Annotated in this window: 24 protein-coding genes and 1 rRNA gene; 22 read left to right on the top strand and 3 right to left on the bottom strand. The window is 52.0% G+C overall.

The genetic code is table 11. The features are described from left to right. Window positions 1-48: 48 nt before the first annotated feature. On the bottom strand, window positions 49-1,257 hold the full coding sequence (locus BUB67_RS13885; RefSeq protein ID WP_073240010.1) for an RtcB family protein: 1,209 nt from the start codon (window positions 1,255-1,257) through the stop codon (window positions 49-51). 222 nt (window positions 1,258-1,479) lie between these two features. Between BUB67_RS13885 and larB the strand changes: the two genes are divergently transcribed. The 6 genes from larB to folK all read left to right on the top strand — a co-directional run bounded on the left by larB (window position 1,480) and on the right by folK (window position 6,081). Continuing rightward, window positions 1,480-2,241 carry a nickel pincer cofactor biosynthesis protein LarB gene (gene larB / locus BUB67_RS13880; RefSeq protein WP_073240009.1) on the top strand — a complete coding sequence of 254 codons (762 nt, stop codon included), beginning with the start codon at window positions 1,480-1,482 and terminating at the stop codon, window positions 2,239-2,241. Beyond that, window positions 2,238-3,044 (top strand): nickel pincer cofactor biosynthesis protein LarC, encoded by an 807-nt coding sequence (gene larC / locus BUB67_RS13875; protein ID WP_073240008.1) that lies wholly within the window; start codon window positions 2,238-2,240, stop codon window positions 3,042-3,044. Before larB ends, larC begins: the two co-directional genes overlap by 4 nt. A gap of 67 nt (window positions 3,045-3,111) precedes the next feature. Next, window positions 3,112-3,930 (top strand): ATP-dependent sacrificial sulfur transferase LarE, encoded by an 819-nt coding sequence (larE, locus tag BUB67_RS13870; RefSeq protein WP_143157094.1) that lies wholly within the window; start codon window positions 3,112-3,114, stop codon window positions 3,928-3,930. An 87-nt stretch (window positions 3,931-4,017) separates the two neighbouring features. After that, window positions 4,018-5,217 (top strand): dihydropteroate synthase, encoded by a 1,200-nt coding sequence (gene folP, locus BUB67_RS13865; protein ID WP_073240007.1) that lies wholly within the window; start codon window positions 4,018-4,020, stop codon window positions 5,215-5,217. After that, entirely contained in the window at window positions 5,207-5,581 is a 375-nt protein-coding gene (folB, locus tag BUB67_RS13860) for a dihydroneopterin aldolase (protein WP_073240006.1), read from the top strand. The genes folP and folB overlap by 11 nt, the downstream gene beginning before the upstream one ends. Beyond that, window positions 5,578-6,081: a 2-amino-4-hydroxy-6-hydroxymethyldihydropteridine diphosphokinase gene (folK, locus tag BUB67_RS13855; RefSeq protein ID WP_073240005.1), complete on the top strand. Its 504-nt coding sequence runs from the start codon at window positions 5,578-5,580 to the stop codon at window positions 6,079-6,081. The genes folB and folK overlap by 4 nt, the downstream gene beginning before the upstream one ends. A gap of 31 nt (window positions 6,082-6,112) precedes the next feature. Here the strand turns inward: folK and BUB67_RS13850 are convergent, their stop codons facing one another. Beyond that, window positions 6,113-7,531 (bottom strand): CCA tRNA nucleotidyltransferase, encoded by a 1,419-nt coding sequence (locus tag BUB67_RS13850; protein ID WP_073240004.1) that lies wholly within the window; start codon window positions 7,529-7,531, stop codon window positions 6,113-6,115. A gap of 320 nt (window positions 7,532-7,851) precedes the next feature. Here BUB67_RS13850 and BUB67_RS13845 point away from each other — a divergent pair, with 320 nt between their 5' ends. From BUB67_RS13845 to BUB67_RS13800, 10 genes are all read left to right on the top strand, one after another. Continuing rightward, window positions 7,852-8,883 carry a Rossmann-like and DUF2520 domain-containing protein gene (locus tag BUB67_RS13845; protein ID WP_073240003.1) on the top strand — a complete coding sequence of 344 codons (1,032 nt, stop codon included), beginning with the start codon at window positions 7,852-7,854 and terminating at the stop codon, window positions 8,881-8,883. Continuing rightward, a complete protein-coding gene (gene panB / locus BUB67_RS13840) occupies window positions 8,771-9,568 on the top strand; it encodes a 3-methyl-2-oxobutanoate hydroxymethyltransferase (protein WP_238457066.1) in 798 nt (265 codons plus the stop codon). Before BUB67_RS13845 ends, panB begins: the two co-directional genes overlap by 113 nt. A gap of 16 nt (window positions 9,569-9,584) precedes the next feature. After that, a complete protein-coding gene (gene panC, locus BUB67_RS13835; RefSeq protein WP_073240001.1) occupies window positions 9,585-10,430 on the top strand; it encodes a pantoate--beta-alanine ligase in 846 nt (281 codons plus the stop codon). 4 nt (window positions 10,431-10,434) lie between these two features. Then, window positions 10,435-10,818: an aspartate 1-decarboxylase gene (panD, locus tag BUB67_RS13830; protein WP_073240000.1), complete on the top strand. Its 384-nt coding sequence runs from the start codon at window positions 10,435-10,437 to the stop codon at window positions 10,816-10,818. 103 nt (window positions 10,819-10,921) lie between these two features. Continuing rightward, the gene (gene nadA, locus BUB67_RS13825; protein ID WP_073239999.1) at window positions 10,922-11,848 is read left to right on the top strand and encodes a quinolinate synthase NadA; all 927 of its coding nucleotides are present in this window, start codon (window positions 10,922-10,924) and stop codon (window positions 11,846-11,848) included. 128 nt (window positions 11,849-11,976) lie between these two features. Further along, window positions 11,977-13,560 (top strand): L-aspartate oxidase, encoded by a 1,584-nt coding sequence (gene nadB / locus BUB67_RS13820; RefSeq protein ID WP_073239998.1) that lies wholly within the window; start codon window positions 11,977-11,979, stop codon window positions 13,558-13,560. A gap of 15 nt (window positions 13,561-13,575) precedes the next feature. Then, window positions 13,576-14,433 (top strand): carboxylating nicotinate-nucleotide diphosphorylase, encoded by an 858-nt coding sequence (nadC, locus tag BUB67_RS13815; RefSeq protein ID WP_073239997.1) that lies wholly within the window; start codon window positions 13,576-13,578, stop codon window positions 14,431-14,433. 137 nt (window positions 14,434-14,570) lie between these two features. After that, window positions 14,571-14,960 carry a hypothetical protein gene (locus BUB67_RS13810; RefSeq protein WP_073239996.1) on the top strand — a complete coding sequence of 130 codons (390 nt, stop codon included), beginning with the start codon at window positions 14,571-14,573 and terminating at the stop codon, window positions 14,958-14,960. Window positions 14,961-15,088: 128 nt separating this feature from the next. Then, window positions 15,089-16,096 carry a biotin--[acetyl-CoA-carboxylase] ligase gene (locus tag BUB67_RS13805; RefSeq protein ID WP_073239995.1) on the top strand — a complete coding sequence of 336 codons (1,008 nt, stop codon included), beginning with the start codon at window positions 15,089-15,091 and terminating at the stop codon, window positions 16,094-16,096. Between the two features lie 137 nt (window positions 16,097-16,233). Continuing rightward, a complete protein-coding gene (locus BUB67_RS13800) occupies window positions 16,234-16,818 on the top strand; it encodes a biotin transporter BioY (protein WP_073239994.1) in 585 nt (194 codons plus the stop codon). A 58-nt stretch (window positions 16,819-16,876) separates the two neighbouring features. On the opposite strand, the gene BUB67_RS13795 is transcribed toward BUB67_RS13800, so the two are convergent. Next, window positions 16,877-17,536: a nitrite/sulfite reductase domain-containing protein gene (locus BUB67_RS13795; protein ID WP_073239993.1), complete on the bottom strand. Its 660-nt coding sequence runs from the start codon at window positions 17,534-17,536 to the stop codon at window positions 16,877-16,879. A gap of 277 nt (window positions 17,537-17,813) precedes the next feature. Here BUB67_RS13795 and BUB67_RS13790 point away from each other — a divergent pair, with 277 nt between their 5' ends. From BUB67_RS13790 to BUB67_RS13765, 6 genes are all read left to right on the top strand, one after another. Beyond that, window positions 17,814-18,614, top strand: a complete 801-nt coding sequence (locus BUB67_RS13790) for a type III pantothenate kinase (protein WP_073239992.1) — start codon at window positions 17,814-17,816, stop codon at window positions 18,612-18,614. After that, on the top strand, window positions 18,605-19,564 hold the full coding sequence (gene dusB / locus BUB67_RS13785; RefSeq protein ID WP_073239991.1) for a tRNA dihydrouridine synthase DusB: 960 nt from the start codon (window positions 18,605-18,607) through the stop codon (window positions 19,562-19,564). Before BUB67_RS13790 ends, dusB begins: the two co-directional genes overlap by 10 nt. Before the next feature lie 136 nt (window positions 19,565-19,700). Next, the gene (locus tag BUB67_RS13780; protein WP_073239990.1) at window positions 19,701-20,774 is read left to right on the top strand and encodes a shikimate dehydrogenase; all 1,074 of its coding nucleotides are present in this window, start codon (window positions 19,701-19,703) and stop codon (window positions 20,772-20,774) included. A gap of 195 nt (window positions 20,775-20,969) precedes the next feature. Beyond that, entirely contained in the window at window positions 20,970-21,446 is a 477-nt protein-coding gene (gene greA / locus BUB67_RS13775; protein WP_073239989.1) for a transcription elongation factor GreA, read from the top strand. Between the two features lie 19 nt (window positions 21,447-21,465). After that, a complete protein-coding gene (lysS, locus tag BUB67_RS13770; protein WP_073239988.1) occupies window positions 21,466-22,998 on the top strand; it encodes a lysine--tRNA ligase in 1,533 nt (510 codons plus the stop codon). 421 nt (window positions 22,999-23,419) lie between these two features. Beyond that, a 16S ribosomal RNA gene (locus BUB67_RS13765) occupies window positions 23,420-23,547 on the top strand; the annotation flags it as partial.

Genomic DNA, 23,547 nt, shown 5'->3' with positions numbered 1-23,547 from the left:
CAGTCCCTGAATTTCTGCCTGCCCAAATACCAGTCATAACTTTCAGGCCTATCCTTTAATAACCGCCATTGTCATTAGCTTCTTAACAGGTCTGATTAGATCCAATTCCTGGCTGATGACGAAATCAATGTCTTTGTAGGCAAAACGGCTCTCTTCAGAAATATCTCCCTTTTTATTTTTCCCCAGAACCACACCCAGTTGTTTCAAATCCTCCATGGTTTTATCTACGGGTATGGTTGCCACTGCCTTTTTCCGGCTCATGGTTCTGCCCGCACCATGAGAACAGCTGTGGAAGGATTCCTCATTACCAAGCCCCTCCACAATGTAACTGTAAGTCCCCATGGCCCCGGGGATAATTCCCAGCTCACCTTGGCGGGCCCGTATGGCGCCCTTCCGGTGCACCATAACTTCCCTGCCGAAATGATTCTCTAAAGCAGCATAATTGTGATGGGCGTTGATGGTATTGGAAAAACGAACTCCCGGCCGGCGCTTTTGCAGGGCGTTCATCACAATATCCATCATTTTCCGGCGGTTTTCCATGGCAAACTGTAATGCAACATCCATCCATACCATATATGCATTGCCTTCAGGGGTGTCCAGGGGGAGAAAAGCCAGGTCATATTGTTTAGGAACAGGGGACTGCCATTGTTCATTTAGCCTTTTGGCTACTTCATTAAAATGCCTGGCAATCTTCAATCCAAAGTTTCTGCTGCCGCTATGGAGCATTACACAAACCATGCCCCTTTCGTCCGCCTGGATCTCGATGAAGTGGTTGCCGCCCCCCAAAGTGCCTATCTGATAGTATCCACTATCAATTTCCTTCACCAATTCCCAGGGCTTATAAAATTCAGCGGCATTTATCTGTTTTACAAAACTGTCCAGGGCCTGGCTTGTTTGCTTGCTTTTATGGTGGTTGAAGCCGGTGGGAATATTCCTCATGATCTGACCCACTAAATGCTGTAAATCCTCTTTCGTAAGCTCGGTTTTAGGAATGTCAGTTTCTGCAAAACACATGCCGCAGCCGATGTCAACACCCACTGCATTGGGAATGACTACGTTATCAGCGGCTAAAACACCCCCGATGGGCATGCCGAACCCGGCATGGGTGTCCGGCATTAAGGCAATATGACGAAAGGCAAAGGGTAATTTGGAAAGATTCAGCGCTTGTTGTAAACACTCTTCTTCAAGCTGGGAAATATCATTTAACCAGACCTTGACGGGTATTAACTGGCCTGGTTGATTGTTAATAACAAACATATTATCTACTCCCTTGCATGGTTTGTTCTTTTAAATCGTATATAAAATATAACATTCTTCGGGTTCGGGGGCAGTTCCTTTACAGTGGATTATTTTCATGCTGCCATAAACCATAAGGATTTTGTCAAAGAATAACAGGGTAATGACTTTCCCTAGGAAATTCTTGATAAAATAAGTATAATGATCTAAGATTGACAAAATCCTAACCCCTCAGGAGGGAACATGGGACCGGAAGAGTTACGCAAATTACTGGAAGGAGTCCGGGCGGGACAAGTACCGGTGGACCAGGCGTTGGAGCAGTTAAAACGGCTGCCCTATGATGACCTGGGCTACGCGAAGGTTGATCATCACCGGCACCTGAGAAAGGGTTTTCCCGAAGTGATCTATTGCCAGGGAAAAACCGTTGACCAGGTGGCACAAATCTTTTACCGCCTTTGTCAAGCAAGTCATTCCAATATCATTGGCACACGGGCCACCAGGGAAATGTTTGAAGCCGTAAAGGAACTGGTTGCTGAAGCAGAGTATGACCCGACCGCCAGAATTATTATGCGCCGGCAGGAACAAAATCCCCGGCGGGGCATGGTGTGCGTCTGCAGCGCCGGCACCGCTGACCTGCCGGTGGCGGAAGAGGCAGCTCTGACCTGTGAACTGATGGGCAACCGGGTGGAGCGAATATATGATACCGGCGTGGCGGGGATTCACCGGTTGTTAGACCAGGTGGAGACACTGTGCCGGGCTAACGTAATCATCGTGGTGGCGGGTATGGAAGGAGCGCTGCCCAGCGTGGTGGGCGGTTTGGTGGATAAACCGGTCATTGCTGTGCCCACCAGCGTAGGCTATGGCGCCAGTTTCAACGGGCTGGCCGCTCTGCTGGGCATGTTGAACAGTTGTGCTTCCGGGGTTACGGTGGTAAACATTGATAACGGTTTTGGCGCTGGCTATGCCGCCAGCCTCATCAATAAACTGGCAGGTGATGAACAATGAAAATCGCTTACCTGGATTGTTTCGCAGGAATCAGCGGGGATATGTTCCTGGGCGCCCTGGTTGATCTGGGCGTTGATGTAGAAGAACTCCGGCAGGAATTATGGCAGCTTGGTATCCAGGGCTTTGAAATTACAGCCAGCAAGGTTACCCGTAAAGGCATCAGCGCAACCAAAGTGGATGTTAAGGTTACGCAGGAGCAACCCCACCGTCACCTTGGTGATATTCTTACCATCCTTGACCACAGTGGGCTGGCGGAGGACATCAAGCGACACACCAGAAATATTTTTATTCAGTTGGCTGCCGCCGAGGGAAAAATCCACGGGTGCCCGCCGGAAACTGTCCACTTTCATGAAGTGGGTGCGGTGGATGCTATAGTTGACATTGTCGGGACGCTTATCTGCTTAGACAAGTTAGAAATCGTAGAAATATACTGTTCCCCCTTGAATGTGGGCAGCGGCACGGTGCGCTGTGCCCATGGCATTATGCCGGTACCTGCACCGGCCACCGCTGAGATCTTAATGAATGTCCCCATTTATACAGCCGGGCCCGCTGTGGAATTGGTAACCCCCACCGGCGCCGTGCTGGCCAAATACTTATCAAGGGACTTTGGTCCCATGCCGGCCATGATCCTTAAAGGGGTTGGTTATGGGGCCGGTGACAGGGAAACGGAAATCCCCAATCTTCTCAGAGTGATGGTTGGCGAGCCTGAACCCAGGCAATATCCTTTTCAATGGCACAGCGAGGCCTGTGCACACGGGCAGCCCCATCATCATGGCCATTGCCACAACCGGGAACACAATTGAGAAGTGAGATGTGAGAGGTTAGAAGTGAGAATTTAAGAAAGATGCGTTGCAGATTTTTTTGCGGGGGATGGATTTGCTGGAGGATAAATACAGGAAGCTAGAAGAGCTCCTTAAGGAGTGTGGACGGGTTCTGGTGGCTTACTCGGGGGGGACGGACAGTGCCTTTCTTCTGGCGGTGGCCGCCCGAGTGTTGGCGGATCGAGTGCTGGCAGTAACGGCGGTGTCCGCCACTTCCACTGCGGCAGAAGTGCGGGAAGCCAAAGAGTTGGCCCGGCAGTTAGGCGTACGGCATCTGGTGGTTCACTCCGGGGAAATGCAGCACAGGGAGTTCATAGAAAACTCGCCTCTCAAATGCTATTATTGTAAACAACTTCGGTTCTCCCACTTGCAGGAAATTGCCCGGCAAAATAAAATACCCTGGGTGCTGGACGGTTCCAACCTGGATGACTTGCAGGATTACCGGCCGGGCCTACAGGCCGTTAAAGAGCTGGGGGTCCGCAGCCCCCTCAGGGAAGTGGGACTAACCAAAGCCGACATCAGGGCGCTGTCCCGCCAACTGGAACTCCCTACCTGGAACAAACCGTCTGCCCCCTGTTTGGCATCCAGAATTCCTTACGGCGAAGAAATCACCGAAGAGAAATTGCGCCGGGTGGAGGAAGCGGAGCAGTTTCTTAAAAGTCTGGGGTTTTCTCCTGTCAGGGTAAGGCATCCCCGCGGGGAAGCGAGGGTGGAGATTGCCAGGGAACAATTTCTGCAGTTGACAGGCCTGGCCGAAACAGTTACCCGGCAATTGAAAGAACTGGGTTTTGCCCGGATTACGCTGGACCTGTGCGGCTTTCGCAGCGGCAGCTTGAACGAGGAATTGAGTAATTACAAGGGGAGTTAATACCATACCATGGATCAAGAAATGCAGCAGGTCATGGTATGTTATACTAGAAAATATTTTTTAACAGCGGGAAACTGAGGTGATCCTATGGCGATAGAAATTGGCGTAAAATTTATCGACAACCTCCAGCAGGCCCGGGCCGAGATAATGGTTGTGGGCAGCGACCCGGCAGGTTGGCAGCGAATGGCGCCCAAGGCGGTTCACAGGGTTTTGAAGTTAACCGGTGTTAATCCCACCCAGGCCAATATTATTAAACAGGAGATGCTGGCCAGGGGCGGCGAGGCGGCGGTGGCCCGGGGCGTGGTCAACCATTCTGCGGAAACCACCGATGTTCTGATCATGGCGACCCTGAAGCAGTACCATGCCTTTATCGAAAAATTAAAAATGCAGCCCTTTGGCTTGCCAAAACTGGCGGACCGCATCCAAGATGCCCTGGACAACCTGGAAGGGTATAGGGCACGCCGTTTAAACTGCCGGGGGAAGTTGCTGGAACTGGGCAACAGAACCCTGGTTATGGGGATTTTAAACGCCACGCCGGACTCTTTCTCCGACGGAGGACGCTATCAGGAACCGGCGGCAGCCCTGGAACATGCGCTGAGAATGGTGGAAGCCGGAGCGGACATCATCGACCTGGGGGGGGTGTCTACCCGGCCGGGGCACAGCGAGGTCAGTGAAGATGAGGAAATGAGACGCGTGCTGCCGGTACTGGAGAAGCTGGTGCAATCGGTACCGGTACCCATCAGTGTGGATACCTGGCGATCCAGGGTGGCGAGGGAAGCCCTGGAAGCGGGAGCCCATATTATCAATGACCAGTGGGCCCTGCGGGGTGACCCGGGTCTTGCCGCCGTGGTGGCGGAGTACCAAGCGCCTGTTATACTGATGCACAACGGCCATAACACAAATTACCGTGATATGATGAGTGAAATTACTGCCTTTCTGCGGGAAGGTATCGAAATAGCCCTCGAGGCCGGCCTGGCCAGGGAAAACATCATCATCGACCCCGGCATCGGCTTTGCCAAAACCTACGAGCAAAACCTGGAAGTTTTACGAAGATTAAAGGAACTTACCGTCCTGGGCTGTCCTATTCTGCTGGGCACCTCCCGCAAGTCGGTGATTGCCAAAACCTTAGACCTGCCGGTGGACCAGCGGATAGAAGGGACCGGCGCCACTGTGGCCCTGGGCATCGCCTGCGGGGCGGATATTGTCAGGGTCCATGATGTAAAGGAAATGGTACGGGTGGCCAGAATGAGTGATGCCATTGTCAGGGGGAACAGCCATGAGGGATAAAATTATTCTAAAAGGTATGAGGTTTTATGGCTACCATGGTGTTTTGCCGGAGGAACAAAGGTTGGGGCAGCAGTTCGAGGTAGACCTTGAACTGCTGACGGATCTCAAGCCGGCGGGGGAATCGGACGACCTGGTCCGCAGCGTCAGCTATGCCGATGTGTTTGACACGGTGGAACAGGTCATCACCGGGCCGCCCTGCCGACTGCTGGAGGCAGTGGCGGAAAACATCAGCCGGCGGGTGCTGCAACAATACCCGGCGGTGCAAGAGGTGAAAGTGGCGGTGAAAAAGCCCGGGGCGCCCATCAGGGGCAATTTCTGCTACATGGCGGTGGAAATCAGCCGGCGGAGGGGGAGTGGGGCATGACCGTTGCATACATCGGCCTGGGCAGCAACCTGGGGGACAGAAAGGCCTGCATCCAAGGGGCCCTGGAAAGGCTGGCCGGCACCCCGGGCATTCAACTGCTGAGGGTGGCCTCCTTGTACGAAACCGCCCCCTGGGGCAAGACAGATCAGGATCGGTTTCTCAATACCGTGGCCGAAGTGGACAGTGATCTCTCCCCCGAAGAACTGCTGCAAATCCTGCTGCAGATCGAACATAGCCTGGGCAGGACCCGGGAGGTAAAATGGGGTCCCCGCACCATTGACCTTGACCTGTTGCTGTACGGCAACCAGAAAGTGGATCTGCCACATCTGCAGGTACCTCACCCGCGCCTGGCCGAGCGCGCCTTTGTGCTGGTCCCCCTGGGGGAACTGTGCCCGGAAATGGTTTTGCCGCAAGGCCCTGTCAAGGAACTGGCGGAGCTAATGGCAACCAAACAGGATATTAGAAAAATTGAACCAAAGGTAGCAGTTATAACCATTTAACGGCATAGGATTTTCCACACAGATTGCTTGTTCAAAGGGTAGGCAGTTTTCCCTTCACCCAGCGGCGGGCCGCATCAACATCCCTCACTTCGCCGGTCACCTGGGCCTCCAGCAGTTGCTCCAGTAATTCCCCCACCCGGGGTCCTTCGACAACGCCAAGCTCCAGCAAGTCGCTGCCCGAAAGGTAGGGAACAGGTCTGAATTTGTCCGATTCCGAAAAGTAGCGTTTGATCAGCGAAAAAATAAAATGTTGGTAAGGAGTTAACTCACTGAGTCTTTCCCCGGCGGTGTAGGTGGCTGTAAGGTCAGCCAGGGAGAGGACCAGAACGTCCGGCGTATGGTCCCCCAGGGTACGGAACAACCGGTAGAGGAACAGGTCCGAATAATTTCCGGAGGTATAAAGATGCAACGGCTGCATGTGCAGCAGCACCAGGCTCGCCAGGTACTGTCGTTCAGCCCGGGACATTTTTAATTGGTCCGCCATGGCCTCGGCATAGGGTACGCCGGCTTGTGAGTGGCCGTGGAAGGAAATGCGACCGGTGGGCTGCGTAACAGCGGTGTCCGGCTTGCCCACATCATGAATTAAGGCAGCCAGTTTAAGGAGCGGCAGGCGGCTTCTCCCCCCGGCCAACTTTCTTTGCAAGGAGTCCAGCGCCTGCCTGCCTTCCTCCAGGGCAAAGGGCAGTTCCTTAAGGATCACTTCCAGGCAATGAAATGTTCGCAGGCTGTGGCGCCATACATTTTCCACATGATAAAAGTTTTGTTTTGTTTGCTCCATGCGCAGCCGCCCGGGTAAAAGAACATGCCAAAGTTTTAATTCCCTGTCCGCATAGTCCACCCAGGGATAAACTGCCGGCAGGCCCAAAAATCCCGTGAGTTCCTGCCAGGTTCGTTCGCCGGCCACTTGGCTCAGCTTGCGACAGCCCTGTTTCATCAAGACCGCCGTTTCCGGCATAATGGTTAACTGGAATTGGGCAGCAAACCGGACACCCCGCAAAGCCCTTAGCGGGTCTTCCATAATGGAAGACCTGCCGGTTGCCCGCAACAGGCCCAAACGGATGTCCCGGCACCCCCCGGTGGGGTCCAGCAAATGACCCATTGCTTCTTTATGAATACCGGGGACCAAAGGCAGCGCCAGGGCATTCAAGGTAAAATCCCTGGCCCGGAGATCCTCTTCAATGGTTTGGCCCTTGAAAAGACTGAAATCAAGGTGACGTTGATTAGGAAGCGCCACCCGCAGGGTTTCCCGTTCTTTATCAAGGGTGACCAGCCTGCCCTGCCGTTCTCCGGCCACCTGCCGAGCCAATTGGAAGACATGGTCTGAGACCGCAAAATCCAGATCCCCCGGCTCCAGACCCATCATGAGATCCCGCAGGGCGCCTCCCACCAAATAGACTTCACTGCCGGTTTGCGCAGCGCATTTGGCAATGCTGCTCAGCAGTTCCCACATAATACACCACCGTCCCCAGAGCTCTTTCATTATACCATTTGGTAGTATTTTTTGTCTTGCAGGGGACTTATGAAAATTCAAACTATGTGTAAAATAGTTGTTAGTCGATGAAAACAATGTTATTATTGATTTCGGGTAGTATCCCATGGGGAACTGCACCAACTGGTTTACATTTAAATATGATTGCTGATTTCCGCTTGGAACCGAATGGACCGAGACGGGAGGTGTTTTGCTATGTAAAACCTTTCGATGACTCGGAGGGTTTTTTGTGTTTTTTCGGGGGATAAATAAAACCTGGTATAAAACGGGGAGGATCTTTCATGAACCGCAAACCTTCCTTTGCCATCATCGGAGCAGGAAAAGTAGGCAGCGCTCTGGGCGTGTTGCTAAAGGAGCGGGGGTATCTGCCGGTGGCCGTATACAGCCGGACCCTTTCCTCCGCCCGGCGGCTGGCAGACCAACTGCAGACCAGGGTTGTGCACCACCCGGCGGAAGCGGCCGGTGCGGCCGAACTGGTTTTTATTACCACCACGGACAGGGAAATCGGCTCCACGGCGGCCCTGATCGCCCGCAAGGGCGGCTGCAGGCCGGGGCAAATTATCATTCATACCAGCGGAGCGCTGGCCAGTGACATTCTGGCGCCGGTCAGGCAGCAGGGGGCCTGGGCGGTTTCCGTTCACCCGCTGCAGGCCTTTGCCAGCTTGGAAAGCGCCAAGGAAAACCTGCCGGGATCCTGTTTTGCCCTGGAGGGAGATGAGCAGGCCCTGGACCGGGTCATTGAACTGGTGAACGACTTGCGGGGGCGGTATTTTGTAATCAAGCCGGAGGATAAGCCCCTCTACCATGCCGCGGCAGTGGTAGCTTCCAACTATTTGGTATCGCTTATTCATTTAAGCGCCTCTATCTATCAGGAATTGGGTCTGGATGAAGAACAGGCCATGGATGCGTTGTTTCCCTTAATTCAGGGTACAATAAACAATATTGCCAGATCCGGCCCCGCCGGGGCCCTTACCGGACCGGTGGCCCGGGGGGACGGCGCCACCCTGCGGGGTCATATGAAGGCCCTGCGGAAAATGGATTGGCGAACCCGGGAGGCCTATCGTTCTCTCGGGCTGTATACGGTGGGTGTGGCCATGGAGAATGGCAGCCTTACACCCAATGAGGGCGCTGCTCTCAGCAATATTTTCTTGGAGGTAGACAACCGTGATCAAAAGAGTAACTACAGCCGACTTCCGGCGCATGAAACAGGAAGGCACCCCCATAGCCATGTTAACCGCTTACGACTATCCGATGGCTACGTTGGTCGATGCTTCCGGTATAGACGCAATCCTGGTGGGGGACTCCCTCGGTAATGTAGTGCTGGGGTACGATTCCACCGTCCCGGTGACCATGGAGGATATGATCCACCATGTGCGGGCGGTCAGCCGTGGCGTTAAAAGGGCCATGGTGGTAGCGGACATGCCCTTTCTGTCCTACCATATTTCCCGGGAGGAAAGCGTGCGCAACGCCGGGCGGCTGATGCAGGAGGGACTGGCCCAGGCGGTAAAACTGGAAGGCGGCAGTGAAGTGGTGGATACCGTAAAGGCCATCACCGCCGCCGGCATCCCGGTGATGGGGCACCTGGGGCTAACGCCCCAGTCGGTTCACCAGCTGGGCGGTTTTAAGGTCCAGGGCAAGGACGGGGAGGCCGCCCGCAGATTGCTGGAGGACGCCAAAAAACTGGAAGACGCCGGAGTCTTTGCCATTGTACTGGAATGCATTCCCCAGCAGCTGGCGAAAGTCATCACCGAGTCCGTCAGCGTCCCCACCATCGGCATCGGTGCAGGCATTCACTGTGACGGTCAGATTCTGGTAACCCATGATTTACTGGGGATGTTCTCGGATTTCACGCCCAAGTTTGTCAAACGATATGCCAACCTGAAGGAGCAAATTCTGCAGGCCTGCCGGGATTATCAACAAGAGGTGAGAAGCAAAGCCTTCCCCGGCCCCGAGCATGTCTTTAACATGGCGGAGGAAGAATTAAAAAAAATATATTAGGTATTAGGTGAGATCCATGAGACTTTGCAAAACCGTTGAAGAAGTGCGATCCTTTATCAATTCCGTTCGTTCTGAAGGTAAAACCGTCGGTTTGGTACCCACCATGGGGTACTTGCACCAGGGGCACTTAAGCCTGATGCATGAGGCCAAAAGGCGCTGTGATGTGGTGGTGGTCAGTATCTTTGTCAACCCCACCCAGTTTGGTCCCAACGAAGATTACCAGACCTACCCGAGGGATCTGCAGAGGGATGCGGGACTGGCTGCCGAGGCGGGCGTGGATGCCGTTTTTGCTCCCGAGGTGGCCGAGATGTATCCGCCGGGCTTCAGCACATTTGTGGATGTGGCCGGAGTCAGCGAACCCCTCTGCGGGGCTTCCCGACCGGGTCATTTCCGGGGTGTGGCCACCGTTGTGACAAAACTTTTTAACATTGTGCGACCGGATATGGCCTTCTTTGGACAGAAGGATTTCCAGCAGGTGCTGGTGATTAAACGGTTGGTTGAAGACTTAAACATGGATGTCCGGATTGTGGACCTTCCCATCGTCAGGGAAGCAGACGGGCTGGCCCTGAGTTCCCGCAATGTGTATCTCTCGGAAGAAGAGAGAAAGGCCGCCCTGGTCCTGTCCCGCAGCCTTAGTTTGGCCAGGCAGTGGGTGGCGGAGGGGGAAAAGGATATTGCCCGTCTGAAAGAATTGGTGGTAAGGGAAATCCGGTCCGAACCCCTGGCAGACATCGATTACGTGGAAATCCTCTCCATCCCACATCTGAAGCAAATGGATGTCCTGCAAGACAAGGCTTTACTGGCCCTGGCGGTGCGGTTCGGCAAAACCCGTCTTATTGATAATACGGTTTTGGAGGCTTAGGAAGTTGTTGTTATTTATGTTCAAGTCAAAAATACACAGGGCCACCGTTACAGAGGCAAATTTAAATTACATGGGCAGCATCACCATTGATAAGGAATTGATGCAGGCGGCGGGGATTCTGCCCAACGAAAAGGTGCAGGTGGTGAATAACAATAACGGCGCCCGCCTGGAAACCTATGTCATTGAAGGGGAACCGGGTTCAGGGGTCATTTGCCTGAACGGGGCGGCGGCCCGGCAGGCCCAGCCGGGGGATACAGTCATTATTATTGCCTACACCATGCTGGATGAACGGGAGGCCCGAACCTTTAAGCCCCGGGTGGTCATGGTGGACGAAAACAATAAAATCACCCGGGTCATCCATGAAGAGTCCCATGGGGTTTGCGGGTAAAAGCTGTTGTATTGACAATTTAATCCGCACTGGATAGAATTGCTACAAGAGTTAAAAGATTCATGAACTTGCTCTGGCTTGTTTCAGACAAGGAGTTGATCTAATGTTAAACGTTGAGGAAAGAATTAGCCAGCTTACGGAAGAAGTTAAGAGGTTAAAAAAAGAAAGAAACGCCATCATACTGGCCCATGTTTATCAACGCCCGGAGGTGCAGGAGGTAGCTGATATCATCGGGGACTCCCTGGAGTTGTCCCGCAGAGCTGCCGCCACCGATGCGGACGTTATTGTTTTCTGTGGGGTTCATTTTATGGCCGAGAGTGCAGCCATTTTATCCCCGGACAAAATTGTCCTGTTACCGGAGGAAAATGCCGGCTGCCCCATGGCCGATATGGTCACTGCCGAGGAACTGCGGGCGAAAAAGAAGGAAATGCCCGGTGCGGTGGTGGTGGCCTATGTAAATACCTCGGCGGAAGTGAAGGCTGAAAGCGACATCTGCTGCACCTCCGCCAATGCGGTTAAAATTGTCCGGTCTATCCCGGAGGACAAACCCATCATCTTTATTCCGGATAAAAACCTGGGCGCCTACGTGGCAACCAAAACCGGGCGTCCCATGACCCTGTGGGAAGGCTGGTGCAATACCCACGACTGGGTCACAGCCGAAGAAGTTTTAAAAGCGAAGGAAGAACATCCCGCAGCCCTAGTGCTGATTCACCCGGAATGTCGACCGGAGGTGGTGGCGCTGGCCGATTATGTTTCCAGCACCACCGGTCTGATCAAATTCGCAAAAGAGAGCGACGCCAAAGAGTTTATCATTGGTACAGAGTCGGGGATTTTGCACCAGTTGTATAAGCAATGCCCGGGTAAAGAGTTTTACCTGGCCACCAGGCGGCTGGTTTGTCCGAATATGAAAGCCACCACCCTGGGTAAGGTTAAGGAAGCGCTGGCAACCATGCAGCCCCGGATTACCGTACCCCCGCACATTAGGGAAAAGGCCTTGGCCTGCCTGGAACGAATGTTGGCCGTAAAGTGACGAGACTTACGGTACATAACACTTTTAGCTTTTTGAGGGTGAGAGGATGAGGTAAATATTATCTCACTTCCAACTTCTCACCTCTCACCTCTCACATCTCACTTCTCAAACGGGGGGAGTTGTTTTCTTTGGCTAACACATACCTGGTAAATTTTGATTCCAGGGAATTACCCCAACAAGAAGCGGAGTATTTAATTATCGGCGGAGGCATTGCCGGTCTTTTTACTGCCTGGGCTGCGGCCAAAGCGGGGGCATCGGTAACGCTTTTGACCAAGCGGACGGTGGCAGAGAGCAACACCGATCGGGCCCAGGGAGGCATTGCCGCGGCGCTGGGACAGCACGACTCCCCCGGGCTTCATATGCAGGACACTCTGGTGGCCGGGGCAGGGTTGTGTGACGAGGACGCCGTAAGAATCCTCGTCAACGAAGGGCCCGAAAGAGTTAAAGAACTGATTGACATGGGAGCCTCCTTCGACCGGACAGGGGATGACCTCTGTTTTACCCGGGAGGGCTGCCACAGCCAGGACAGGATTTTGCATGCCCAGGGAGATGCAACGGGGGCAGAAATCCTGCGGACCCTCAGTCAAAACGTGACCGCCCTGGCCAGTGTTGAGATTTTGGAAAATCAATATGTTGTGGATCTGTTGGTTAAAAATAATATCTGTTATGGTGTACTGGCCGTCGATCAGGTCTCCGGACAGTTCAGAATATTCAGGGGGCGGGTGGTTGTGCTGGCCACCGGAGGTTCCGGGCGGCTTTACAACTATACCACCAACCCCGAAGTGGCCACTGCCGACGGCATTGCGCTGGCCTACCGGGCTGGGGCCGAGGTGATGGATATGGAATTTATTCAATTCCACCCCACTTCTCTGGTTTTACCGGGCGCCCCCCGTTTCTTAATTTCGGAAGCGGTGCGGGGAGAGGGGGCCCTGTTGCGAAATGCCAGGGGCGAACGGTTTATGCCCCAATACCACGGCATGGCAGAGCTGGCTCCCAGGGATATCGTTTCCCGGGCCATTCTCAGTGAAATGGCCAAAACCGGGGCGGAGTCGGTATTTTTGGACTTGACCCATCTGGACCCCGATAAGATAAAAGAACGTTTCCCAACCATCACCCTGACCTGTGCCAAGTATGGCTTGGACATTACCAAAGACCTTATCCCCGTAGCCCCTGCAGCCCACTATATGATGGGCGGGATAAAGACCGACCTCTGGGGCGAAACCAGTATCCAGCGCCTGTTTGCCTGCGGGGAAACCAGCTGTACAGCTGTTCACGGCGCCAATCGCCTAGCCAGCAATTCTCTGCTGGACGGCCTGGTCTGGGGCGGCAGGATTGTCCAAAGGGCAGCCTATGTGTTGGAAAACCGGCTGCATGACAAGCCGGAATTTCACTGCGACCATTTGCGGCCCACCCCGGACATTGACTTTTATGAACTGAGAAAGAAACTGCAACAAATTATGGGTGAAAAGGTAGGTCCCCTGAGAACCGCCCAACGATTGGCCGAGGCTCTGGCCTTTTTTGACCGCTGGTCCTATCTGCAAAACCATGAAGTAAAAGAAACCTATCAGATGGAAGTACGCAACATGCTGGAGGTGGGTGAATTGATCACCGAAGCAGCCATGATGCGAACCGAGAGCAGGGGGGGACATTTCCGGTTGGATTACCCGGAAACTGCGGAACGCTGGCGGAAACATATTATATTGAAGCGGTAAGACGGAGGGTTCCCCATGGAACTGAACATGTTTGAACTGAACAAATTAATTGCAACATCCCTGGCAGAGGACATTGGCACCGGTGATATTACCACCAACAGCATTGTTCCGGCCGGTTCTGTTGCCAAAGGAATTATTTACGTTAAGGAACCGGGGATTGTTGCCGGTATTCCGGTGGCGGAGGCAGTATTTCGTTACCTGGCTCCGGACATTGGTTTTTCTGCCAGGGTACAGGACGGCGCTTCCCTTGAACCGGGAGATGTCATTGCGGAGGTGGAGGGGGATGCCAGGGCCATCCTTACGGGGGAACGGCTGGCCCTGAATTTCCTGCAGCGGATGAGCGGCATTGCCACCCGTACCGCCGCCCTGGTGGATAAGGTAAAGCTTTACCCGGTCCGGGTGGTGGATACCAGAAAGACCACGCCGGGTTTGAGGATGCTGGAGAAGTACGCCGTGCGGGTGGGAGGCGGTTTTAACCACCGGTTTGGCCTGTATGACGCTGTGTTAATCAAAGACAACCACATCAAGGTTGCCGGTGGGATTACCCAGGCTGTGCTGGCAGCCAGGCAAAACGTACCCCATACCGTGAAAATTGAGGTTGAGGTGGAAAACCTGGCCGGCGTCAATGAAGCCCTGGAAGCCCGGGCGGATGTCATTATGCTGGATAATATGGATCCTGCCACCATGCGGGAAGCAGTCAAACTGGTGGACGGACGGGCCCTGGTGGAAGCGTCCGGAGGTATCAACGAAGAAACCATTACGGCAGTGGCCAAGGCCGGTGTTGACCTGATTTCCATCGGAGCCCTGACCCATTCCATTAAGTCCTTGGATATTAGTTTAGATATTGGTGAAATCAAATCCCATAAACCGTGACAAAAGGGTAACTGTCAAACATTTTATTCATTTTAGGACCTAAGTCCCCCTAAAAACGGCCCCTAAAGACTATTTTCCGGTGGCTCTTTAAGGCATAACATAGAATCAACAGCGGATTCATATATGGGGGTGTCCGAGTGAGTAAATGTCCCCATGCCAAAGGAAATCATGGCTGCAGCGCCTTATTGGATCACGGTTTTGCACAAAATACACTGGTTATTCCGGAAAACTGGTGGAAGCAATACTGCGCGGCGAAAAACTATCAGCAATGCCCCAACTTAAAAGCGGCGCTTAGCATGAAGCAGGATCGGGCACGCCGACCCGACGGAGGATCTCTTAGCAACAAAAATCAAACTTCCCAGGGGAGTAAATTTGTAAGCAAATGGAAAAAGGACGAAAAAAAACACAATCCTGTGCATGCCCATGGCGGCAAAGTACCTCACTTTTGCGAAAAACCCTGGCGCACAGCCGATATACGGTTTCGCGTCACGGTATCCAAGTTTTATACCAGGCCGTGGATATCCTGATAGAGTAAAAGCATCTATGATGAAATAGGTGCTTTTATTTTTCTAACTCAGGTAACGTAAACCTTATTTTGTTATTCGGGTTGACAAAAGAGGGAATAATGGTTTAAAATGCCAGAAGGTGAAACAGCGTGAATGCCAAGCAAAAAATCCTTGATTTATTGAAATCCGAACAACCGGGATATGTCTCCGGCGAGCATATTTGCCGGCAACTGCAGGTATCCAGGACCGCCATCTGGAAAACCGTCGAGTCCCTGCGGCGGGACGGTTATGAAATAGAAGCCAGGCCCCGGGCCGGCTACAGGTTGCTGGCCTCGCCGGATGTCCTGGATCCCTCGGAATGGCTCTCCGGTCTCCGTTCCCGGTGTATCGGGCTGAGAGCCCATTATGTTAAAACCACCACCTCCACCAATGATGTGGCCAAGGAATTGGCCAGGCAGGGAACAGAAGAAGGTACGGTGGTGATCACCGAGGAACAGACCAAAGGCCGGGGACGTTTGGGACGGGCCTGGCAATGCCCTCCCCGGGCAGGGCTCTGCTTCTCGGTGGTCTTGTATCCCCGGGTGAATCCCATGGAAGTTTCCCAATTTACCATGCTGGCGGCCGTGGCAGTGGTGCGAGCCTTCCGCCGTTTACCGGGGATCGATGCCCGGGTCAAGTGGCCCAATGACGTGTATATTGACGGATTAAAGGCCTGCGGTATTCTGGCGGAGATGACTGCCGAGGCAGACAGGGTAAAGTTTTTAGTGCTAGGGATCGGAGTCAATGTGAATCAGACCCGCGAAGAGTTGGCGCCCTTGGGAAATGCGGCCACTTCCTTGAGGGTGCAGTCCGGTCACCCAGTCAGCAGGACCGGGGTGCTGAGGGCTATTCTGGAAGAACTGGACTCTTTATATACCCTTTGGCAGGCAGAGGGGTTTGCTCCCCTAAAAGGGTTATGGAAGGATGTAACCCTGTGGTACGGTTGCCCGGTGGTGGTCAGGGGCTTACAAAGGGTCTGGGAAGGGATTATGGAAGACATCGATGATAACGGCGCACTCATCCTGCGGCTTTCCGACAACAGCACCAAAACCTTTTATTCCGGCGAAGTATCCCTGCGCCCCTCCCCAAATTCAAGTGGGGGACGGTTCTTGACTTGAATTTACAAATTTTCCTGTCGTGATGAAATGGCCTGGTTATTACTTGTGTGTTTTTTCCTGAACAAGGGCCAATCCTTTATTTTTAATCTAAATGTTAACCAGTAATTATAAACCAGTTAACAAAGGAGGCGCTATTAATGAAATTTACCAGTAAGGAAATTGCCCTAGCGGGCCTTATGGCGTCTGTCATGGTGGTGGTGACCGTCATCACCCGGATCCCCTTTGTCTATGCAGCCATTCCCTTTAGCTTGCAGCCGCTGGTTGCCGTCCTGGCCGGTGTTTTGCTGGGGCCCAGGATCGGCGCCCTCAGCATAGCGGTTTACCTGTTGCTTGGCTTGGTGGGACTGCCGGTTTTTGCCACTCAACCCTTTGGCGGACCCGCCTATGTGCTGAAGCCAACTTTTGGTTTTCTTGTAGGTCAGTGCCTGGCGTCTTATGTGGCCGGAAAAATTCTTGCAGGCAGTAAAAATCGGAGCTTTGTAAATTACTTGCTGGCTTCTCTGGCGGGCATGGCCGTCATTTACCTGGTGGGTCTGCCCTATGTCTATGTGATTTTGAACTTCTACGTAGGGAAGGCGGTGTCGGTCATGGGTGTATTAAAAATTGGCTTCTGGCCCTTTGTTTTGTGGGACCTGTTGAAAGCAGGAGTGGTGGCTGTCCTCGCCATGGCCATCCATACCCGTCTGCCGGAACTGGCCCCCGCTGCACAAAATAGCAACTGAAATCAAAACCAATATTGCCAAAGAAAAAGCTGCCGGTTTCTTACCGACAGCTTTTTCTTTAGGTGAGGACGGCCTTCTGAATTTCTTCAATGCCAAGGCGCTCTACAAACTTAAACATTCTTTCGCCGTTTTTGGCATTTTCCTTGTAAAAATTAATTAACCGGGTAGCTAGGGCAACCACTTCGTCCTGGCTTAAACCTTCGGCCAGCACTTTGCCAATGTGGGGAGCGGCGCCCGCATTGCCGCCGATTACCACGGTAAAGCCGTTGGATTTCCCAAAGGCCCCGAAATCCCGGGTCCAGGCTTCGCAACAGTTTAAGGGACAGCCGGAGATACCCATTTTAAATTTGTTGGGCAGGGGCGTGCCGCTGAATAATTCATCCAGTTTGGCAGCCAGGCCCAGGGAATCCTGCTTGCCGTACTTGCATAAAGTGGAACCCGGGCAGGATTGAACGCTTCTGACACAAAGGCCGGTGGCCGGGGCAGGTTCCATGCCCAGGTCCTCCCATACCTTGTTCACATCTTCCCCTTTGATACCCACCAGGGCAATGCGCTGGGAAGCGGTAAGTTTAACCACCGGAATCTGGTATTTTTCAACTACATCGGCAAGCTTGCGCAGGGTTTCGGCATTTAATAGTCCGGCCAAACCTGTTTTCGGCACAATTGCATAGGTTTCATTGTCACGCTGTAAAATGGCAGCTTTTGGGGCATCTCCCATGATTTCATTCTCCTTTCTGCTGAATCAAAAAGTATACCCAAAAGGTAAACTAACCATCTAAATAAAATGTATTCTATACCGCTAACCGGTTCCCTTTTTAGGTAAATAAAATAAAAATAATAAAAATCTCAAACAAATGCTGGATAAGGCAAGAAACCTTAACAATTTATTTATAAAAAGAACTAAATTTGATAGAATTGCTTTTGGGTTAATGGAAAAAACGGTTAATAATTTATAATATCAACAAAAATGAATTCAGAGAGAGGCGGGGACAAGCTTGATACTGGCAATTGATATAGGCAACACCAATATCGTTTTTGGGGTATTTCAAGACAAAAATCTCATCGCCCATTGGCGTCTGTCTACCGATCGCAACCGGACAGCCGATGAATACGGCGTCTTGCTGAAAGAACTTTTCAACTTATCCCGCATTAACATGCAGGGGGTAGAGGGTGTTATCATCTCTTCGGTGGTGCCGCCGGTCAACGGTACGCTGGAGTTCATGGTGAAAAAGTATTTTTCTTTACACCCTGTCCTGGTTGGACCGGGCATTAAAACCGGCATCTCCATCAAGACCGAAAATCCCCGGGAAGTTGGGGCGGACCGCATCGTCAATGCAGTGGCAGCTTACTCTTTATACGGTGGGCCCCTGATTATCGTTGATTTTGGCACCGCCACCACCTTTTGTTGTGTAACCGCCAAAGGCGAATATCTGGGCGGAGCCATTGCGCCCGGTATCGGTATTTCCACCGAGGCTCTGTTCGCCAGGGCGGCCAAGTTGCCGCGGGTGGAATTAATCAAGCCCGCTGCGGTGATCGGCAAAAATACCGTCAGCGCCATGCAGTCCGGCATCATTTTTGGTTTTGCCGGCCAGGTGGAATTCCTGGTGAAAAAGATGAAGCAGGAACTGGGGGGCGATGCCCGGGTTATCGCCACCGGCGGGCTGGCGGAGGTCATTGCCCGGGAGACAACCGTGATTGATACGATAAACCCGTCCCTCACATTAACGGGACTGCGCATACTTTATGACCGCAATCAAAGCACCGCTGATTCGGGAGGCCCGAACCCATGCAAATAGGCCCGGTAAAACTGCCGAATCCGGTCATTGCGGCCCCCATGGCCGGGGTTACGGACAGAGCCTTTCGCATTATTGCCAGGGAGCAGGGGTGCGGCCTGGCGGTGACTGAAATGGTCAGTGACCTGGCCCTGATTTATGCCAATCCCCGGACCTACCGCATGTTGGATTTTCGGGGAGAGACCTCTCCCCTCAGCGTGCAGATTTTTGGTTCCAATCCGGAAACCATGGGACGGGCCGCCGCCATTGTTGTGGAGCGGGGGGCTGATATCGTGGACATTAATATGGGCTGTCCTACGCCGAAAATTGTAAAAAACGGTGAGGGCAGCGCCCTGATGAGAGACCCGGCATTGGCGGGAAAAATTGTAGAGGCGGTGGTTCAAGCCGTACCGGGTGTTCCCGTCACGGTGAAAATGCGCAAGGGCTGGGACGAGCAGTCGGTTAACGCCGTTGCCCTTGCCAGGACGGTGGAGGCTGCGGGAGCCTCAGCGGTGACTGTGCACGGTCGTACCCGCAACCAGTTTTACAGCGGCAAAGCAGACTGGGACATCATCCGGCAAGTCAAGGAAGCCCTGAGGATCCCGGTCATTGGCAACGGGGACATCTGGGCACCCCGGGATGCCGCCAGGATGCTGGAGGAGACCGGCTGTGACGGGATCATGGTTGGCAGGGCAGCCATGGGCAATCCCTGGATTTTCAGAGATATTGTCCATTTCCTGCAAACCGGCGAAGAACTGCCGCCCCCAACACCGGAAGAAAGGATCGGCATTGCCATCCGGCATTTGGAGCTGATGGTGGAATCCAAGGGTGAGCAGGTGGCTGTCTTTGAAATGAGGAAACATGCGGCCTGGTATACCAAAGGCATCCGGGGGGCGGCCCGCATCAGAGAAACCATTAACAAATCCCAAAGTAAAAAGGAGATTGAAGATATTTTAAAAAGTTTGCTTGCTTAGGTTCTGCCTGCCGGGTAGAACCCTTTTTGTTTCTTGCGGACTTTTTACCATTCCCCGTTAATTTAATAATGATTATGGAATGGCAGGCATATGATTGTAAAGAAATACCCATAATACGGGAACGGGGGACACGAACATGAATCACTTTGCATTTATTATCCATCCATTGGATTGCAGCGACGTGGCCAGAAAATTTAACTTTACCCGGTATATGCCGGATGCCCTGCTGGAACAAGCCTTGAAGCTGCTCCCCCCCATAAAGATATCTTCCATTACAGGGATCCGCTCATCTGTGGCAGAAACCGAAGGAATATTTGTTTCCTGCCTGCTGACTGCCAGACAGATGATGTCCCTGCCGCAACCCTTCGTCCTGAATAAAATTATCCAGGCCGGTCGCCTGGCCGAAAAATTAGGTGCCAAGGTGGTGGGATTGGGGGCCTTTACCAAAGTTGTCGGGGATGCGGGAATCACTGTGGCCAAACATTTAAAGATTCCGGTCACCACGGGGAACAGTTATACCGTAGCCATGGCTTTGGAAGGGGCCAAAAAAGCAGCTCATTTGATGGGTCATGATTTAAAAAAGGCCAGAGTGACAGTAGTGGGGGCCACCGGCTCCATTGGCAGCGTTTGTGCGCTGTCTTTGGCCAGGGACGCCAAAAATCTCACTCTGGTGGGAAGAAACGAAGCCAGGCTCCACCTGCTGGCAGACCGTATTATGTACGAGACGGGACTGGCCGCGGAGGTGACGTCCAATACAAAGGCGGCTTTACGAAAATCGGACCTAGTGGTGACAGTCACCGGTGCTGTGGATACCATTATTAACCCGGAAGATTTAAAACCCGGTGCGGTGGTTTGTGATGTGGCCAGGCCGAGGGACGTTTCCCGCCAGGTGGTGGAAGAACGGGATGACGTGCTGGTAATTGAGGGCGGCATTGTAGAAGTACCCGGAGATGTTAATTTTAATTTTAACTTTGGGTTTCCCCCAAAAACCGCCTATGCCTGTATGGCCGAAACCATGATATTGGCTTTGGAAGGGCGTCTGGAAAGCTACACCCTGGGGCGGGAGTTAACATTAAAACAGGTGGAGGAGATTGATCGTTTGGGGAAAAAACATGGTTTCAAGTTAGCGGGTTTTCGAAGTTTTGAAAAACCAATATCGGAACAAGAGATTAATTTAATAAAGCAGAGGGCAATAATAAAGGTGTCATAAGAATGTAATAATTGTTCTCAAAGCATCCTTGACAAATAATTCGTGGTGTTTTTATAATGTACAGGAACAATCACCCAAGTTGGGAAGCACTGCAATTGGTCAGAGCCTTTTGCAGTGCTTTAACTGTAGTTGGGCTTTTTGCTAATTCCCAGAAGAAAGAGAAAATATTAGATTTAGAGATAAGGAGAATTTAGAATGAAAGAAAAAGATGTAATGCTTACGGTCAGTGGGTTGAAACAGTTGGAGGAAGAACTGGAACAACTGAAGACGGTAAAAAGACGCCAGGTTGCGGAGAGAATTAAGCAGGCCATTGAATTCGGCGACATCAGCGAAAACTCAGAATACGAAGATGCCAAAAACGAACAGGCCTTTATCGAGGGTAGAATTCTTACCCTGGAAAAAATGCTTCGTAACGCCAAAATTATTGATGACGAAAATTTAGGTAACGAAGTTGTATCCCTCGGGTCTAAAGTTTTATTAAAAGATCTTGAATTTGGAGATGAGTTGGAATATACCATTGTCGGGTCCGTCGAAGCCGACCCCGATGCCAATAAAATATCGAACGAATCACCGGTTGGCAAAGCCATTCTTGGACAGCCCAAAGGCAGTATAGTGGAAGTGACTGTTCCGGCCGGTGTCCTGAAATATGAGATCTTAGACATATTGAAATAGTGTTTGGGGGTTTTTGCAAATGACTGAGGTAAACCAAAAAAAATTAATAAAGCCGGCTCCGCCAGAAGCGGAAGCCGGCCAAACCACTGTAGAGGACCTCAACGAACTAATGAAGGTTCGCCGGGAAAAACTGCAGGAACTCATAAGCCAGGGAATCGAACCTTACGGGGAAAAGTTTGAGCGTACCCATTATACCTCAGATATTATCAATAACTTTGAAGCGATGGATGGACAATCCGTAGTCATCGCCGGGCGTATCATGGCCAAAAGGGTCATGGGAAAAGCCAGTTTTGCCAATCTGCAGGACAGTACCGGCAACATTCAAATTTACAGCCGGTTGGATGACCTGGGAGCAGAAGATTACGCCCGTTTTGAGAAACTGGATATCGGTGATATCATTGGCTGCTCCGGAAAAGTGTTTAAAACCCGTAAGGGCGAAATTACCGTACATATCGACAGTTACAAGTTGTTATCCAAGTCCCTGAGGCCGTTACCGGAAAAATGGCATGGTCTTAAGGATGTTGACTTACGGTATCGTCAACGATATGTGGATTTAATTGTTAACCCGGAAGTAAAGCAAACCTTTGTCATCCGCAGCAAAGTGGTACGGTCCATCCGCAATTATCTGGACCAAAGAGGTTTCCTGGAAGTGGAAACGCCCATGATGCATCCCATTGCCGGGGGCGCCAGTGCACGGCCCTTTATCACACACCACAATGCTCTGGATATGAAGCTTTACATGAGAATAGCCCCGGAGCTTTACTTGAAACGACTGCTGGTGGGCGGTTTTGATAAAGTTTATGAAATCAACCGTAACTTCCGGAACGAAGGGATTTCCACCAAGCACAATCCTGAATTTACAATGATTGAGTTGTACCAGGCTTACGCTGATTATAAAGATATGATGGATCTTACTGAAGACCTTATTTCTCATGTGGCCCGGGAAGTGTTAGGAACCACCACCGTTGAGTATGAAGGGGTAGAAATTAATCTGGCCAAACCCTGGCGCCGGGTGCCCATGTTGGAAATTGTTAAGGAGCATTCCGGGTTGGACTTCACCCAGTTAAAGGACGCCAAAGCAGCCTATGAAGCCGCTAGGGCACTGGGGCTGGAGATTGAGCCGAATGCATCCTGGGGCGATATTCTAAACACGGTATTTGAGGAAAAGGTCGAGGACAAGCTGGTCCAGCCTACCTTTGTTATCGATTATCCCGTAGATATTTCACCTCTGGCCAAACGACAAAAGGAAAATCCCGACCTAACGTATCGTTTTGAGCTTTTCATCTATGGGCGCGAGATGGCCAACGCCTTTTCCGAATTGAATGACCCCATCGACCAAAAGGGTCGGTTTATAGCTCAAGTAGAAAAACGTAAAGCCGGAGATGAAGAGGCCCAAATGTATGACGAAGATTACATTCAGGCACTGGAATACGGCATGCCGCCCGCCGGTGGATTGGGTATCGGAATTGATCGTTTGGTGATGTTGCTAACCAACTCTTCTTCCATCAGGGATGTTATTTTGTTCCCGCTAATGAGACCCAGGGAGTCTTGAAATTACCATAAAATACCAATTGACTTCAGCCGCCGGGAGTGATAAGATAAACAATGTCGCCCGGCGGCAAGCCCTGCCGGGAACCCGGTGGAAAAAACCACTACCGGACAGGACAAGATTCATTGCTTATAATAAGATTTTGCGATCGAAATGACAAACTTTGTGAGCAAAAAACACTTTTAAATAATTCTTGACACGGATTTTACGATGTGGTAATATTTCGAATCGAGGGCACTTCAAAAACCTCGTGGTCTTTGAAAACTAAACAGTGGATGATGGATGTACAACAGGTCAAGTCAAAAGTCATCGATACAAGATGAAACTGTGACAGACCACATCCTCGTCAAGCGTGAACAAAGACGCTAGCGAGTAATTCACGGATAACAAAGAGCCAAAACTCTTTAAAAATATTGAAGATATTTTTATGGAGAGTTTGATCCTGGCTCAGGACGAACGCTGGCGGCGTGCCTAACACATGCAAGTCGAACGGGGTTTAAGAGGAAGCTTGCGAATCTTAAACCTAGTGGCGCACGGGTGAGTAACGCGTGG

Origin of the sequence: Desulforamulus putei DSM 12395 (genome assembly GCF_900129195.1) — a bacterium.
Taxonomy (GTDB): Bacteria; Bacillota; Desulfotomaculia; order Desulfotomaculales; family Desulfotomaculaceae; genus Desulfotomaculum; species Desulfotomaculum putei.
The sequence above is the reverse complement of the archived record's forward strand: the minus strand, read 5'-3'. Positions and strand labels throughout refer to the sequence as shown.